5 protein-coding genes are annotated in these 18,026 nt (G+C 65.2%); 2 read left to right on the forward strand and 3 right to left on the reverse strand.

Translation table 11 applies throughout. The annotated features are described in order from the left end of the window. Nucleotides 1–23: 23 nt before the first annotated feature. From NKH35_RS23550 to NKH35_RS23560, 3 genes are all read right to left on the reverse strand, one after another. Nucleotides 24–1,676: an ABC transporter substrate-binding protein gene (locus tag NKH35_RS23550; protein WP_023668187.1), complete on the reverse strand. Its 1,653-nt coding sequence runs from the start codon at nt 1,674–1,676 to the stop codon at nt 24–26. A 252-nt stretch (nt 1,677–1,928) separates the two neighbouring features. Continuing rightward, entirely contained in the window at nt 1,929–7,976 is a 6,048-nt protein-coding gene (locus tag NKH35_RS23555) for a translocation/assembly module TamB domain-containing protein (protein WP_352916603.1), read from the reverse strand. Nucleotides 7,977–7,978: 2 nt separating this feature from the next. Next, nucleotides 7,979–9,907 carry an autotransporter assembly complex protein TamA gene (locus NKH35_RS23560; protein ID WP_023746958.1) on the reverse strand — a complete coding sequence of 643 codons (1,929 nt, stop codon included), beginning with the start codon at nt 9,905–9,907 and terminating at the stop codon, nt 7,979–7,981. A gap of 277 nt (nt 9,908–10,184) precedes the next feature. On the opposite strand from NKH35_RS23560, the gene NKH35_RS23565 reads away from it, so the two are divergent. Both NKH35_RS23565 and pbpC read left to right on the forward strand, forming a co-directional pair. Further along, on the forward strand, nt 10,185–15,671 hold the full coding sequence (locus NKH35_RS23565) for an alpha-2-macroglobulin family protein (protein ID WP_352916605.1): 5,487 nt from the start codon (nt 10,185–10,187) through the stop codon (nt 15,669–15,671). A gap of 83 nt (nt 15,672–15,754) precedes the next feature. Continuing rightward, complete coding sequence (gene pbpC, locus NKH35_RS23570) at nt 15,755–17,860, forward strand: penicillin-binding protein 1C (RefSeq protein ID WP_352916607.1); 2,106 nt, start codon at nt 15,755–15,757, stop codon at nt 17,858–17,860. Nucleotides 17,861–18,026: the final 166 nt, after the last annotated feature.

The following is an 18,026-nucleotide window of genomic DNA, read 5'->3' on the forward strand; positions in this document are numbered from 1 at the left end:
GCGCCCCTTCCCTGACGTTCCGATCACGCCTGGTCGAGCCAGACCTTGCCGTAGTCGCGCTCGAAGGTCGGATGCATCTTGTAATTCTGCACCGCCTTGACCGAGTGGCTGTAGAGCTTGCGCCAGTATGGCTGGATCATGATGCCGGAATCCTGCAGGATCTGCTCGATGTCCTTCATCATCTCCTTGCGCTTGGCCGCATCGGCAACGGCCAATGCTGCATTGAGCTTGGCATCCCATTCGGGGTTGGAATAGGCCGACTCGTTCCACGCCTCGCCGGTGCGGTAGCCGATCGCCAGAACCTGAACGCCGAGCGGGCGCATGTTCCAGTTGGTCATCGACAGCGGATACTTGGTCCAGTCGTTCCAGAACGTCGAGCCCGGCAGCACCGTGCGCTTTACCTTGAGGCCGGCGTCGCGCATCTGCGCGGCGATGGCGTCGCCGGTATTCTTGTGCCAGTCTTCGTCGACCGTGATCAGCTCGTGCTCGAAGTCGGCCTGGCCGGCTTCCGCCATCAGCGCCTTGGCCTTGGCCGGATCGCGAGCGACTTTGGGCAGCTCGTAATATTCCGGGTGGATTTGGCAGACATGGTGGTTTTCAGCCACCGTGCCGGCATTTCCGTAGCCAAGCTGCAGGACGACATTGTTGTCGACCGCCAATTGCAGCGCGTTACGCACCTTCTGATCGCCGTAAGGCTTGTTGTTGATGTTGGTGCGGCACACGATGGTCGAGGCGGTGACGATTTCGGACTTGACCAGGTCCAGTCCGTCGAGGATCGACACATAGTCGGCCGAGGTCTCGAAATTGGTATGGACTTCGCCGGCCTCGAAGGCACTGACCATGGCTGCCGGATCGGTGCCGTAGTCGACGAATTCGATGCCGTCGAGGAACACCTCGCCGTCCCACCACTTGTTGTCCTCGCGGCGCTTGTAGACCACCTTCTGGCCGACATCGTAGGAGACGAGCTCGAACGGGCCGGTACCGATCGGGCAGGCTTTGAAGTCGCCGCCCTTCTCGTCGAAGCTCTTGTGCACGATGAGGCCGGGATAGTCGCACATGTTCGGAATGAGCGCGATGTCGGCCTTGCCGAGCTTCAGCTTGACGGTGTGGTCGTCAACCTTGGTCACGGCGCTTTCGTCGAGTTTGTCGTCCTTGACCAGCGTGCCGAGACGGCCAGGCATCGAATTGCCCTCGGCCTTCTTGTCGGCCCAGCGCTTGAGATTGAAGATGACGTCATCGGCGGTGAAGGCATCGCCATTCGACCAGGTCACACCCTTGCGCACATGCAGCGTGTACTCGGTGGCGTCGTCGTTGACCTCCCAGCTCTCCAGAAGGTACGGGCGGAACGTGTATTCGCTGGTGTACTTGACCAGCGGCTCAAGCGCCTGGCGCTCGGCATTGGCGATTTCCGACCAGTCGGCCTTGCGTGGATCCTTGGGATCCTTGACCCATTGCGCGACTTTCAGGATGCCGCCCTTCTTGCCCTGCACCTCTTCGGCCCTGGCTTGGGTCGGCACGGCTACGCCGAGCATGCCGTAGGCCATCGCAGTCGACGCGCCGAACACGCTGGCCATGGCGAGGAACTCGCGGCGATCGACTTTGCCTGCCTTGGCTTCTTCGGCCATGGCCAGGATGTGATCGGGAACGCGATCGCCATTACTCTTGTAATTTGTCATACCTTAACTCCCATTGTTGGCTTTCCGCCTTTTAACATTCCGCATCCCTGCCGTGATGTCAAAGACGGCATGGCTACGGAACCTGTTAGGGAATGTGCAACTTTGAAAAGGGAGCGGTTCGCGTGATAACGACAGACTTGGCGCAAAAGTGCTAGCGCGCCCAGATTCCGCCGGAATCTGCTTAGGCGAGTAACTGATACATTTGGGCGGGTTGAGACAGCGCCAGTTCCGGCGGCGGTAAGGGCCAGGAACTCAATATTCCTTTTCGTAGAATATGCCGCCCTTGGCCTCGCCGCCATCGTTAGCCTCGCCACGCAGCTTGACGCCGCGCCCGACATTGAGGTCGATCGTCGCCTTGCCCGATCCTGGCCTGTCGCCTTTCTGGATCGTCACATAGGTGCGGTCATTGAGATACTTGCCCGCAGACACGGCCGTCCCGCCCTGGTCATCGGTGGTCACATCCAGGTCGTCGACGCCGATTGCACTGCGCAGGTTTTCGAGCAGCGCGGTCGAGCCGCCGACGCCGGCCAGTGGGCCGGCGGCCTCGGCCAGCTGCGCGATCTGCAGCGGCGACAGGTTCGACATAGAGCGGCCGAAAATCAGCTGCGCCAGCACCTCGTCCTCGGGCAGCGCCGGCACCGATGAGAAGTCGAATTTCGGATTGGTCGCTTCGCCCGAGACGACGATGGTGACGGTGGCGCTGGTCGTGGTCGATGTCGCGGTCAAGTTGAGGTAGGGCACCAGCGAGCCCGAAAAGCCGACCGTGCCTTCGGTAAAGGTCAGCCGCTTGCCGAGGATCGACAGCCGCCCACGCTGCAAAGTGAAGGTGCCGACCGCCTGCGGCGAAGCCGCCGGGCCGGTCAGCCTCAGCGAACCGCCGAACTCGGCATCGACACCCCTGCCCTGGATGAAGATCTGGTTCGGCGCATTGACCGTGACGTCGAGGACAAGTCCACTGCCGCCACCCCCGCTGGCCGCCGCCGGTCGCAAGGCCTTGTCCTGCGCCCGCACGGAGGCGGGCGCGTTCTTGTGCTTGACACCGAGCGCTGCCAGCGAGCCCGGCAGCTTATCGGGAACGGTGATGACGGTCTTGGCCAGGTTGACGGTGCCCGAAATCACCGGCGCCGAGGTGAGCGGCCCCTTGATGGTCAGGTCGCCGCCGAGATTGGCTGTCACCACCCTGCCGTCGGTATAGCGGCCGTCAACCAGCTTGATCGACAAATCGGCTGGGAAACCTTGCGCCGGATTGATGCCGAGGGTGCCGGAGGCCGACAGGCTGCCGCGTGTCGACAGCGTGCCGGTCAGCCGGTTGATCCGGGCAACGCCGTTGCCGATCGAAATGTCGGCGGCAATGTCGTTGACGGCAAGGCCGGAACGCGCGTCGACCAGGCGGGCGCCCGACGTGCTGACCGTGCCGCCGATCACCGGCGACGCCGCCGGGCCGCGCATCTGGATATTGACGTTGGCGGTACCGCTGAGCGACAGCCCTTGCGCCGCAAGCTTGGCGGCCAGGAAGGAAAATGGCACCTTGCCGTTGAAGTCGAGCACCAGCGCTGGTGTGCCGGCCGTCGTCACCGTACCGCCGCCCTTGAGGCCAAGCCCGGCGCCGTCGCTGATGTCAGCGTTGAAGGTGAGCTTCTTGCCGGCGAATGTTCCCGACGAAGAGATATTCATGCCGCCAAGGCCGGCGCTGCGCGTCTGCGAGGTCTGCACCCCACCAGCATCGATATCGAAAGCGACAGTCGGATTGCCCGGCGCGCCGGTTACCTTGACTGTTCCTGAAATCGAACCGGCGGCCTGGAGGCCCGGCGAAAAACTGTTGGCCAGCGAAGCCGGCACCTTCGACAGCGCGGCACTGATGTCGAGTGCCTGCCCGACCTTGCCGGTCACCGTCGCCGTGCCGCCACCGAGATTGAGCACCAGCTTGTCCAGCGTCGTGGTGCCGTTGGCGATGCTGACGGTCGAGGCCTGGGCGATGGCCGCCTTGATGCCCTGCACCGTGGCCTGGCCGGAAGCGAGTTCGATGGTGGTGGTGCCGCCAGCCACCTTTATCCTGCCCGCAGCCTTCGCCGGAATGCCCTTGACGGTGGCGCCGCCGGAAAACCCGGTCCATTCGCCGTCGCGCTTCAAATCGACATCGATGCCGCTGATGGCGGTGCCGCCGGAAATAACGCTGTCGGCGCGAATTTTGCCCGAGATGACCGGCGCGGCGAGATAGTTGGCGACCAGCGCATCGATTGACACCGTCTTCGCCTGCAGGTCGCCGCGCGTGATCGAAGCGGTCGCAGCCTTGACCGCGACGTTCGGGCCATCCGCGGTCTTGGAGAATGCAATCGTGCCGCGCACATCGCCTTCGGCCTTTTCCAGCGCCAGCGCCGCCAGCGGCCCGATATCCGGCAGGTCGAGCGCGATGGTGCCGACCGGCACGAAAGCCTCGTCGAGCGCAAGGTCGCCGGAAATCCTGTTCTTGCCGAGTGACAACAGCAGTCCGTTGATGGCGCTCTTGCCGTCCGCCGTCGCCAGCACCGCGCTGCCTTGCAGCGCCTGTCCAGCGACATTGCCGGTCAGTTGCACATTGGCCGCCGGATTGGCGGCATCGGCCTTGCCGGTGGCGGTCAGCTTCAACCCGGTGATTTCGCGTTCCGCCACCAGCAGGCGGTCGCTGTTGACCGTCAGCGACAGGTCCGGCGCCAGGCTGGGCCCCTGCGCGTTGAGTGCAAAGCTGATCGCGCCTTTGGCATCTTTCGACAACAGCGAGATGTCGGCCAGTGCACCCTTGATATCTGCGCTAAGCTTGTTGTCGGCGAGGCTGGCCTGACCGTCCGCGGTCAGTGCGCCCGACGCCAGCGTGACCGGATTGGCGCTGACATTGCCATTGACATCCCGCTTCAGCGTGGCGCTGAGCTGCGTGCGCTCTGCCAGCACGCTGCGCGCCGCCGCCGGCAACGCCGCCGACAGCACGTCGGCGTCGAGGTTGAGGTCGATTGCTCCATCGGCAAAGCCGACACGGCCATTGAAGGCGCTGCCCAGCGCATCGCCCTGCACCGAGCCGCTGTCGATGGTGATCGCATCGGCCGCCAGGCTGCCCGCGACCTTGGCGGTGACTTTGCCGGCGATCAGCGGTGCGATGGTCGGATTGTCCAGACCGATCTTGTCCGCCGTCACCGTGCCCGAGATCGGACCGGTGCGGCTTCTCACATCGAACGCGTCGGAATGCAGCGCCAGCGAGATGCCCTCGACCTTGGTGAAATTCGTCGCCACCGACGGCAACACCGCCGAGATATCGAGCTTGGCTTGCGCAGCCTGCCCCGCCGCCTTCACGGACAGCGCCTGCAGTTCGAGCTTGATCGGGCCTTCCACGCTGCCGAACGCCAGCGGCAGGCTCGGACCGGAAGAGGTCAGGTCGAGCGCGAAATCGCTGGCGCCGTTCGGGTTGAGGGTGCCGGCCGCCTTGCCGGAGATTTTCTCACCCGAAAGCGTCGCCTGGTCGAGCACGACGCCGCCGGCCGCGGAATAGCTGCCGGCCGCATCGACATCGAGCGGCCCGAGCCCGGCCTGACGGGTCTGGCTGGTCTCGGCGCCGGCCAGCTTTGCATCGAAGTGGATGTCGGGATTTGCCGATGGCCCGGTGATTTGCGCCGTGCCGTCGAGCGTGCCCCCGGCATCGAGGCCGGGTGAAAAGCCATTGGCAAGCGCAGCCGGCAGCGCCGAGAAGGTCGCCGCCAGATCGAGCGTCTGGCCCGCCGTGCCCGACAGCGTCACCGAGCCGCCGCCGAGATCGACTACCAGCCTTTGAATGTTGGTTATGCCATCGGCAATGGTCAGGCTCGACGGCTCGGCGATCGCCACCTTGATGCCGCGCACCGTCGCCTCGCCGGACGCGATCTCGACGCTGGTCGCGCCGCCGGCAATCTTCGCCCGCCCGGCAGCTGTCGCCGGAATGCCTGATATGGTTGCGCCGCCGGTGAAATTCGTCCAGTCGCCGTCACGCTTGAGGTCGACGCCGATGCCGCTGACGACGGTCGTTCCCGAGGTCACGCTGTCGGCCTTGATCGTGCCGGAGATCGCAGGGCTGTTGAGATAGTTGGCGATCAGTGCGCTGACGGTGACTGCCTTGGCTGCCACATCACCGCGCGCGATCGACACGCTGGCTGCATTGATGGTGACGGTGGGCGCCTCGCCGTCTTTGGAGAACACCACGGTGCCGCCGATATCGCCGGCCACCGTCTGCCCGGCCAGCGACGCCAGCGGCGCGATGTCGGGGGCGGAGATCGTCAGCGTCCCCAGCGGCAGGAATTTTTCATCGAGCGCGAGGTCGCCCGACACCTTGTTGTCGCCCAGCGCTACGCTGAGCCCCTTGATGGAGCGCTTGCCGTCGCTCGTCACCAGCGCCGCCTTGATGGCGAGCGGCTGTTCGTCGACCGCGCCGGTCAGCGAGACATCTGCGGCCGGGCTCACAATGTCGGCCTTGCCCGATGCGGTCAGCTTGATGTCCTTGACGGTGCGGCCGGAGGCCGTCAGGCTGGCACTGTCGGCCGAAACCGAGAAATCCGGTGCGTTGCGCGCGCCGCTTGCCGTCAGCGCGAAATCGACCCCGCCGGCGATCGGCACGCCGACCAGCGAAGACAGCACCGAGACGTCGCCGAGCTTGCCCTTGATGTCGGCCTGGATATCGCTGCCTTGCGCGCTGGCGGTGCCGCTGGCGCTCAGCGAACCGGAAGTGAGTTCGATCGAGTTGGCGGCGAAAGAGCCCTGCGGATCGCGCGTCGCGGTCGCCGAGAATTTGACCCGTTCGCCAAGCAGCGAACTGATCTGCGGCGGCAGCGCCGTCGACACAGCATCGGCATTCATCTTCAGCGTCATGGCGAGATCGGCCAGCGTCACCTTAGCCGTCAGCCCGGCATTGAGAGCATCGCTGCGCAGCGTGCCTTCGTCGAGCGAAATCTCGTCCCTGCTGATCGAACCGGCAAGAGAGGCCGTCAGCTTGCCGGTGATCAGCGGCGCCAGCGTCGCCACGTCGGTCTTCAGCCCGGCGGCCGCCAGACTTACACTGACCGGGCCGCTGCGGCTCTCGATGTCGAAACCGTCGGAATGGATCTTCGCATCCAGATTGTTCACCTGAGAGCCGCCCGCCACCACCGAGACCAGTGAAGCGCTGGCGTCAATCATCGGCGCCTTGCCGTCACCGAAGGCGCGCGCGGTCACATTGTTGATGGCCACCATGATCGGCTGCGCCTGGGTACCGACATTGACCGTGACCGGCTTGGCTTTGGCCACGAGTTCGACCGAAAGGTCGCTGGCGCCCTTGGGCTCGACCATGCCGGCAGCGGTACCATGAACTGCGTCGCTCTCGATCGCAGCGCGCTCGATGTCGACGCCGCCGGCCGCGGTCGCGGTGCCGGCTAGGTCGAAGCTGGTCTTGCCGGCAAACAGCGACTTGAACCGTTCCGGCAGGAAGCCTTCGAACGAACCGTCGCCCTTGGCCTCGATCCGGTTGCCCTTGTCGGTGAGCTGGTGCCGGCCGGTGAGCTGGGTAACGATCTGACCGTCGACCATGAAGGTGCCGATGCCGCTCCAGTTGGCCAGCGGCCCGGTGCCCGAGACGACGATGTTGACCGGCGGCGCGCCGGGTAGCTTGAGCAGGTTGGCGATGATGCCGCCGGCCGGCTCGGAAGCCTTGAGATCGAGGTCGAGCTTGTTTTCATCCGGCGCGAAGTGGATGTTGGCGTCGACATTGCCTTGCTTGCCGTCATGGCGGGTAACGTTGAGCACCGTCTGGATCGCCAGCGGCGACGCATCGACCTTGGCCGATCCCTTGGCCGCAAGTTCGGCAATGCCGCTGCCGGCAAGTTGCTGGCCGAGCGCGATCTCCGGCAAATCGATCGCTCTGATATCAAGCGAAACCGGCAGGCCGGTCGACCCGCTCTTGCTCGGCTCGGTGCTCGCCACAGGCAGCCGTGCCAGTTCTATCCGTTCGGCCGCTATGCGGTCGGCGCTGAAATTCTTCGACAACAGCGCCAGCGGCGACCAGTCGACGGCCACCTTGCGGGCCACCAGCCAGGCGCCCTCGCGGTCTTCCAGCACGACATGGTCGACCGTCAGCGCGCCGGACCAGATACCGTTAATGCCGCTGACCGTGACTTTGCTGTCCCCTGACGAGGCCATGTCAGAGATGATGCCGGCGAGATTTTCGCGGCCGCGCTCGGTTTTGGTCAGCACGACCAACGCGCCGATGCCCGCCGCCGCCACGATCAGCAGCGTGTAGAAAAACAGGCGAAGGATGCGTTTCAAAATCTTCATCGTCAGAACGCCTGTCCGATCCCGGCATAGATGCCGAAACGCGGGTCGCCACGGTCGCGGTTGAGCGGCACGGCGGCGTCGATGCGCAGCGGCCCGAACGGCGTGATGTAGCGCAGGCCAACGCCCGCGCCGACCTTCACGTCGGAAAAGTCCGGCGTCGCTGTGGTCGAGACAGTGCCAGCGTCGACGAACGGCACGATGCCGATCGTGTCGGTCAGCGCAATGCGCATTTCGACCGATGTTTCGAAGAAGGAAAGCCCGCCGATCGGCTGGTTGTCGATGTCCTTCGGTCCGATGCCCTGATAGGCATAGCCCCGCACCGAGCCGCCACCGCCGGAATAGAAGCGCCTGTCGGCTGGAACGTTCTGAAGGCCGGTGCCGACGATCGAACCCAGCGCGACGCGTTCGGCAAGCACGAATTTCGAGGCCGTGTCGAGCGACTGATAGGCCGACCCCTCGCCCCTGAGCTTGAGGAAGGCGGCGCCGCTCAGAATGTCGTAGCTCGGTTCGGCATAGGCCAGAACCCTGAAGCCGCTGGTCGGGTTGAGCCGGTTGTCCCTGTTGTCATAGACATATTGCAGCGGAATGCTGGCGATCAGGTATTTGTGCTTGCCGAAGGCGTCGGTGATCCTGGAATAGTCCAGCGCGATTTCAGCCGAAACCGTCTGCTTCTTGTCGATCTCATAGGACAGGCCGGTGCTGCCCTTGACCGAGAAATGGTCGTAGGCATCGGGATGTTCGAGGACGGTCTTGACGCTGGCGATGAATTTCGAAGCCGGCCCGATCACGCCCGGCTTCTCGAACATGATGCCGGCATTGTAGTTGAGCTCGCTGAGATCGTTGCTGCCGATGCCGCTGATCTTGCCCTCGATGCGCAGCTTTTCGGCCCGGCCGAACAGATTTCGGTGGCCCCAATAGCCTTCCAGGCCTAGCCCTTCGGTGTTGGAGAAAGTGCCGCCGACGCCGAAATAGCGTGGTTTGCGCTCGCTGACCTGAACGCCGATCGGAATGTTGCCGTCGGCGTCGAGACTGTCGGCTTCCTTCAGCGTCACGCTGTTGAACACTTCGAGCCTCAGCAGCCGGTCGCGGGCATCGTCGATCTCGTCGGGCGAATATTGCCGGCCGCGTTTCAGCCCGGTCATATATTCAGTGAACTCGCGATTGACCTTCTCGGTGCCATCGACGGTGGTGTCGCCATAACCGGCAACCGGCCCGGCGGCCACCGTCAGCGTCACGTCTAGCGTCGAGGTGGTGTGCTCGGCCACGACCTGCCTGTCGGTGATCCGGGCCAGCGGCCGGCCCTCCTGCTTCAGCGCCCGCACGATCAGCGCCTCGGCCTTGAGCACGGCGCCCGAGCCGGCATCGCCGCCGGCTATCAGGCCGAAATCGGCGCTCGCCAGCCCGGCGGCATCGCCCTCCAGCCGAATATTGCCGAGCGTGAATTTGGGCCCGCTCGAGATGCTGATCACCACCGGGATCGGCTGCGGACCCGTAAATTCGGCATCGGGCGGCAAATCGTCCAGCGCCTTGCCCTGGATGGTGATGGTGACGACGCCTTCATAACGGGCGTCGGCATAAAGCGCGGCGACCAGCTGTTCGCGGTCGCTACGCGCCTTGGCCAAAAGGCCGAGCGAGCCGGAAACCGGGCGGTCCTCGTCGGATTTCAGCGACGAGGCGTTTTCGAGCTTCTTAACCAAGTCCTTGTCGGCATCGGGCGCTTCGATGGTCACCGCATAGCGCAGCGGGTCGACGATATCGGCGTCCTCGTCATTCGAAGAGCCCCACAATTTGATGCCGAAGAGCTCGAAGGCGGCCGCCGACCCCGATTCGGCAACGAGCACGGTCGAGCACGCCAACGCCACAATCAGCGCGCGCGAAAGCGTGCGCCGTGGCGCACTTACCTTCGACATCTGCGCTTCATACGCCGGCATCAGGACAACCTAGGTTACAAAACTAAAATTGGAATGAAGTTTTGAAGCGCTCGTAAAGGGGCCACAATCCAATTGTCTGAAATAGGCAGGGCTTGGAATTCACACCTTCTGCGTTTTCGCAAGAAAGCGTGATCCCTTTCCCGTGGATGAACTATCGGCATACCGGTCATTGGCCGGTTTGGGAACCGTTGGCGGGCGGAAACCTGCCCGTCCTCGTGTTGACAAGCTTGACTGAAGCTTGAACATGCCGCGGACGTAGCAGTGTCTGGAGGGTGTTATGGCGATGCGCGCGGCGGCTCGTGGTCTGTCGATCTTGATTCTTCTCATTTTCGCCTGGGGGTCTGTAGCGCAAGCGGCCGAAGCCCGCCGGGTGGTGACCTCAAATAATTCCGACTATTTCGGCTTCGATCTCAGATCGGACCAGAATGTCAGCCTCGATCAGTGCAAGACGACATGCCTCGGCGACCCCGCCTGCCGCGCCTTTACTTACAACAACAAGGCCAAATGGTGCTTCCTAAAATCCGACTATAACCAGTTGAAACCCTTCAGCGGCGCGGTCGCGGGCAAGGTCGTCAATGTCGATGGCGACCCCGATATCGGCGCCCCGCCGGAACTCGCCTTCTTCCCCAACTGGATGGCCGACCAGGCCCAGCAATACCGCAACAAGCTGACCGATCCGGCCTATGACAAGCCGACCGACGGGCTGGAATCACTCCGCGCCGCCGCCGAACAGGCTGCACTGACCGGCGACCATGGCCAGGCCATGAACAAATACGAGGCCGCGGTCTCGGTCCTGCCTGACGACGGCCAGCTTTGGCTCGGTCTGGCGCGTGAAACGCTTGCCATACAGCCGGCCAGCGGCACCTCCGAATCCTACAATCTGCCGGTCAAAGGCACCTCCGCCGCCATCAACGCCTACAAATTGCTGCGCACTACCAAGACCCGCGCCGAAGTGCTGGCGCTGCTCGGCAACGGCCTCGACCGCCGCGATCTCTACCGTCCAGCCCTGCAGGCTTATGAAGCCAGCCTCGCGCTGGTCAGTTCGCCGGCGGTCAAGGCCGAATATGAGGATCTCAAGGCCCGCAAGGGCTTCCGCGTCATCGATCACTCGATCGACGCCGACACCAGCGCGCCGCGCATTTGCGCGCAGTTTTCCGAGGAGCTGGTCAAGACCGGCGTCGACTACGCCCAGTTCGTCACCGTCGACAACCAGCCGCCCAAGGGCATCGAGGCCAAGGACAAGCAGATCTGCGTCGAAGGCCTGGAGCACGGCCAACATTACGAAGTGACCTTCCGCGCCGGTCTGCCGGCCGCCATTGGCGAGGTCACCGCCGCTCCGGTCGTGCTGTCGATCTATGTGCAGGACCGTGCGCCGTCCGCCCGCTTCACCGGCGACAGCTTCGTGCTGCCCGCCGGCGCCCGCCGCGGCATCCCGGTCGTCACCGTCAACATGAACACCGCGCAGATGAAGCTCTACCGCATCGGGGATCGTTCGCTGGCGCAGCTTCTGTCCGGCTATCAGTTCCTGAAGCAGCTCGACAGCTATGATATCTCCAGCATTTCCGACCAGATGGGTGAGCCGGTCTGGCAGGGCCAGCTCGATATCGCCAACGACCTCAACAAGGACGTCACGACGTCGTTCCCGGTCGACGAAGCCTTGCCGCAGCGCAAGCCCGGCGTCTACGTGCTGACCGCGCAAGCGGTAAACGAGAATGACGAGGACAATTACAATTCGCTTGCCACGCAGTGGTTCGTCGTCTCCGACATCGGCCTGTCGACCTATACCGGCCAGGATGGCCTCAATGTCTTTGCCCGCTCGCTCGGAACCGCCAAGCCGATCGCCGGCGCCGAACTGACGCTGCTGGCCAGGAACAATGAAATCCTCGGCACAGCCACGTCGGACGCCGAAGGCCATGCTGTCTTCAACCCCGGCCTGACGCGCGGCGACGGCGGCATGGTGCCGGCCGTTCTGATGGCCAAGCAGGGCGACAACGATTTCGTCTTCCTCGACATGGGCCGCGCCGGCTTCGATTTGTCCGATCGCGGCGTCGCCGGACGCGCCGCACCGGGCGCGCTCGATGTCTATGCCTGGACCGAACGCGGCATCTACCGCGCCGGCGAGGATGTGCATGTCGCAGCCCTTGCCCGCGACGGCGCCTCCAAAGCGGTGGAAAACCTGCCGCTGACCTTCATCTTCACCCGTCCCGACGGCGTCGAGAACCGCCGCATCGTTGCCGATGGCGTCTCGGCCGGCGGCTATGCCGTCGACCTGCCGCTGGAAGCCAACGCCATGCGCGGCACCTGGACGGTGTCGATCTATACCGATCCCAAGCAGGCGGCCGTTTCCAGCCAGATGTTCCTGGTCGAAGACTTCGTGCCGGATCGCATCGAGTTCGACATGAAGTCCGACAAGCAGGAGATCGCCCAGGGCGAAACCGCCAACATCGACATTGACGGCCGCTTCCTCTATGGCGCGCCGGCCGCCGGCCTCGCGCTCGAAGGCGAGCTGACGCTGTCGACGGCGCGCGACTGGGACCGTTTCGCCGGCTATTCGTTCGGCCTTGCCGACGAGCAGTCGGCCGAGCCTTCGGTCACCCCGTTCACCGGTCTGCCGGTGGTCGGCGACGACGGCAAGGCGACCTTCCCGGTCACGGTCGACCAGTTGCCCGCGACCACCAAGCTGGTCGACGCCAAGGTCACGGTTCGCATGCGTGAAACCGGCGGCCGCGCCATCGAACGCTCGCTCAACATCGGCATCCGCCCGCAAGGCCACATGATCGGCATTCGTCCGGATTTCGCCGACAATGAGGTGCCGCAGGGCGGCACCGCCAAGTTCAGCCTCATCGCGGTCGACCCCGACGGCAAGCGCGAGACGCTGAAGGGCGCACAGTGGTCGCTGGTCAAGGTCGAACGCAATTACCAGTGGTACCGCAACAACAACTCGTGGAACTACGAACCGGTCACCTTCACCAAGTCGATCGCCAACGGCCAGGTCGATCTCAGCGCCGATGCCGAGGCGACCGTGACGATGCCGGTCGACTGGGGCCAGTACCGGCTCGAGATCGAGACTGCCGATCCCGAGGGCCCGGCGACCAGCTATGAGTTCGACGCCGGCTGGTATGTCTCCTCGACCTCCACCGAAACGCCTGATGGGCTCGAGATCGCTCTCGACAAGGACAGCTATGCCGTCGGCGACGTGGCCAAGCTGAAGGTGTCGCCGCATTTTGCCGGCGAACTGCTGGTCACCATCGGCGCCGACAAGCTGCTCAAGACCGTCACGGCAACCGTGCCGGCCGGCGGCAGCACGGTCGACATCCCGGTCGGTGACGACTGGGGCGCCGGCGCCTACATCACCGCAACCCTGCTCCGGCCCGGCGATGCGCAGGAAACCCGCATGCCGGCGCGCGCCATCGGCGTAAAATGGCTGACGGTCGACCCGGGCTCGAAAAAGCTCGCGGTTACCCTGACGCCGCCGGACAAGACGATGCCGCGCCAGCAGCTGTCGATCCCGGTTTCGGTCGCCGGCGTAGCACCGGGCAGCAATGCCTATGTCACGGTCGCTGCCGTCGATGTCGGCATTTTGAACCTCACCAACTACAAGGCGCCGGATCCGGAGGGCTGGTATTTCGGCCAGCGCATGCTCGGGCTTGAAGTCCGCGACATCTATGGCCGTCTCATCGACGGCTCGCTCGGCACCACCGGCAAGCTCAGGACCGGTGGCGACGGCGCCTCGATGCAGCCGCAAGGCAGTCCCCCGACCGAAAAGCTGGTCGCCTTCTTCTCCGGCCCGGTCCAGCTCGACGCCGACGGCAAGGCAAGGATCGACTTCGACATCCCGCAGTTCAACGGCACCGTGCGCGTCATGGCCGTCGCCTGGACCAAGGAGGCCGTCGGCCATGCCACGACCGATGTCATTGTGCGCGATCCGGTGGTGATCACCGCCGGCCTGCCCCGCTTCCTGGCGCCTGGAGATGCAGCTATCATGCGGCTCGACGTCGCCGACACCGACGGTCCGGAGGGCGACTATGCCCTGTCGATCGCCACGACCGGCGACCTCTCGACCGGCGACAAGCCCTTCCCCGAAAAGCTGACGCTGGCCAAGGGCAAGCGCCAGACGCTGACCGTGCCGCTGATTGCACAGACGGCGGGCAATGCCTCGATCACCATCAAGCTCGCCCATGGCGACGGCACCTCCGTCGAGCAGACGCTGTATGTTCCGGTGCGTCCGGCGCAATTGCCGGTCACCACCCGTCTGGTCGTCGACCTCAAGGGCAATGGCGGCTCGCTGCGCGTCGACAAGGAGCTGCTCGCGGCAAGCCTGCTCGACGGCGCCTCGATCAGCGTCGGCGTTTCGCAGGCTGCGGCCTTCGACGTGCCGTCGCTGCTGATGACGCTCGACCGCTACCCCTATGGTTGCGCCGAGCAGACCACCAGCCGCGCCATGCCGCTTCTCTACGTCAACGATCTGGCGTCCGGCGTCGGCATGCAAAGCGATCCCGAACTGCACGACCGCGTCCAGGCGGCCATCTACAAGGTGCTGAGCTACCAGGCTTCGGCCGGCAGCTTCGGCCTGTGGGGTCCGGGCTCCGGCGATCTGTGGCTCGACTCTTACGTCACCGACTTCCTGACCCGGGCGCGCGAGCAGAACTACGACGTGCCGGCCCTGGCGATGAGCCAGGCGCTGAGCAATCTGCAAAACTCGGTCGGTTACGACCAGGACGTCCAGGATCGCGGCAGCGAAATCGCCTACGCGCTCTATGTTCTGGCCCGCAACAAGAAGGCCTCGGTCGGCGATCTGCGCTACTACGCCGACACCAAGCTCGAAGCCTTCTCGAGCCCGATGGCCGTCGCCCAGTTGGCGGCGAGCCTGGCGCTCTACGGCGACGCGCAGCGTTCGGAAGCAACCTTCCAGACGGCGCTGCAGCTGGCCAAGTCGACCACCGAATACGACTACTACCGGTCCGACTATGGCTCGCGGCTGCGTGATGGCGCCGCGATCCTGGCGCTCGCCGCCGAATCGAAGCCGGTGCCGACCATCGTGCCGGAGCTGATCCGGCTGGTGGCAAGGGAACGCGCCGATGCCCGCTGGACCAGCACGCAGGACGAGTCCTGGATGCTTCTGGCGGCCCGCGCGCTGAAGTCGGGCAACGACTCGATCACGCTCTCGGTCAACGGCGCGCCTCATGCCGGTGGGTATTCCAACCACCTCAGCGGCACCGGCATTGCCGACAGCCCGCTGACCATCGCCAACACCGGCGCCACGCCGCTGCAGGCGGTCGTCACCACGGTCGCCTCGCCGGTAGAGCCCTTGCCGGCCGGCGGCGACGGCTTCACCATCGACCGCACCTACTACAAGCTCGATGGCACCGAAGCCAACGTCACCGAGGCGACGCAGAACGAACGCTACGTGGTCGTGCTCAAGGTTTACGAGCAGAACCGCTGGCCTTCGCGCCTGCTGATCACCGACCTGTTGCCGGCCGGCTTCGAGATCGACAATCCGGGCCTTGTCTCCAGCGCCCAATTGTCGAACTTCACCTGGCTGGCGCAAACGGACGCAGCCCATCTCGAATTCCGCGACGACCGTTTCGTCGCGGCATTCAATCCCAATGACGGCGATGGCGACCGCAACATCATGCTGGCCTATGTCGTGCGTGCGGTGACGCCGGGCACCTACGCCCATCCGGCGGCCACGGTGGAGGACATGTACCGGCCGCAATATTCGGCCCGCACCGCCACCGGCATGATGGAGATCAAGGCGCCGTAAGGCGCCTTGACGAAGATGAACACGCCGATGTCCGCGACCATCTCCTTCTCCCCGCTATGCGGAGAGAAGGAGCCGGCAGGCGGATGAAGGGCACCACCATGCTCTCCAGAAAATTTCTCCGTCGAACAGGCATCGCCGCCGCCTCCCTCGTCGGCTTTGCGGCGATCGCTGCCGCTTCTCTCTGGGAACTCGACCGCGCTTTTCCGCCGCCGCTGCCCGGAAGGCTCACCGTCTCCACCGAGGTCCAGGACCGCGACGGCCAGCTGTTGCGCGCCTTCGCCACGCCGGACGGTTACTGGCGGCTCGACACTCATCTCGACCAGGTCGACAAGCAGTTCGTCGACATGCTGGTCACCTATGAAGACAAGCGCTTCTGGGACCATGATGGCGTCGATGTGCTGGCGCTGGCGCGCGCCGCCGGCCAGTTCGCCACCACCGGCCATATCGTCTCCGGCGGCTCGACCCTGTCGATGCAGCTTGCCCGGCTGATCGAGCCCCGCGAAAGCCGCAGCCTCGGCTCGAAAATCAAGCAGATGCTGCGCGCCATCCAGATCGAGCGGCGCCTGTCCAAGCAGGAGATACTGGAACGCTACCTGACCTTGGCGCCCTATGGCGGCAATCTCGAAGGCGTGCGTGCCGCCTCGCTCGCCTATTTCGGCAAAGAGCCGAAGCGGCTGACCGTCTCGGAAGCAGCCCTGCTCGTCGCCTTGCCGCAATTGCCGGAAAAGCGCCGTCCCGACCGCAATCTCACCATCGCTCATGCCGCCCGCGACCGCGTGCTGACCCGCATGGTATCAGCTGGCCTGCTCGGCGAGCGCGAAGCCGCGCGCGCCGCACTAGACGATGTCTCGGGCCTGCGCCGCAAATTGCCAGCGCTGGCGCCACACGCCGCCTACGCCATGCTGCCCAAGGCCGTCCCCGGCAAGCCGCTGCAGCTGACGATCCGCAAAAGCGTCCAGCAAGGACTGGAGCAGGTGGCGCGCGATGCCGCGATCAAACTTGGGCCGCGCCTCTCCGTCGCCATGGTGATGGCCGATGCCCGCACCGGGGACATCCTCGGCGAAGTCGGTTCGGCCGATTTCTTCGACGCCAGCCGCTCCGGCTGGATCGACATGACCAAGATCGTGCGTTCGCCCGGTTCGACGCTGAAGCCGTTCATCTATGGCCTCGCCTTCGAGCAGGGGCTGGTGGCCCAGGAAATGCTGATCGAGGACAGCCCGGTCGATTTCGGCGGCTACCGGCCGAAGAATTTCGACATGGGCTATCAGGGGGATGTCTCGATCCGCCAGGCGCTGCAGCTGTCGCTCAACGTGCCGGCAATCCGCGTGCTCGACTCTGTCGGCCCGGCACGGCTGATGGCGCGCTTCCGCCAGGCCGGCGTCAGCCCGGTGCTACCGGTCAACGAGGCGCCGGGCCTCGCCATCGGCCTCGGAGGCGTCGGCGTGACGCTGCGCGATCTCGTCCAGCTCTATACCGGCCTCGCCAATGGCGGGAAGGCAAACACGCTGCATGACGGCACCGAGCCGGCCAATTCCGAGCGCACCACCGCCACCATCCTCGACGCCCAGGCGAACTGGCAGATCACCGACATATTGTCGGGCGTGAAGCCGCCCGAGGGCGCCTTGCAGCGCGGCATCGCCTACAAGACCGGCACGTCCTACGGCTATCGCGACGCCTGGTCGGTCGGCTTCGACGGCCGCTACGTGCTGGGTGTGTGGGTCGGCCGCGCCGATGCCGGTGCGGTGCCCGGCCTGTCCGGCTATGTCTCGGCCGCCCCCATCCTGTTCGAGGGCTTCGTCCGCTCCGGCCTCACCGCCGTCCCGTTGCCCAGCCAGCCGGCCGGTGTCCTCAAGGCCAGGCGCGAAGACCTGCCGGTGACATTGGGGCGCTTCGGCGCCGGCGCCGACGGACTGGTGCAGGCAGGCCCGACGGAACCGGCGCCAACGATCATTTTCCCGCCCAACGGCGCCCGCGTCGATCTCGCCACCAATTCCGCCGAGGCCTCGCCGCTGGTGCTGAAACTGCAAGGCGGCCGCGCGCCGTTCCGCTGGCTGGCCAATGGCAAGCCGCTCGTCGGCATCGACCGCCGCCGCACCGCGACCTGGCTGCCCGACGGCGCCGGCTATTCAACGCTCACCGTCATCGACGCCGTGGGACGCGCGGCAAGCGTGAAGGTGTTCGTTGAATAGATGGCGCCAAGCGATTCAGGGGATTGGGCTTCTTCGCCTGAAACCCGGCGCGAGGCACCCCCCCGGGGGGGGGGGGGGGGGGGGGGCGGGGCGGCGGCCCGGGGGGGGCGGGGGGGGCGGGGGGGGCGGCGGGGGGGGGGGGGGCGGGGGGGGGGTGGGGGGGGGG

Origin of the sequence: Mesorhizobium sp. M1143 (genome assembly GCF_040318435.1) — a bacterium.
Lineage (GTDB): Bacteria > Pseudomonadota > Alphaproteobacteria > Rhizobiales > Rhizobiaceae > Mesorhizobium.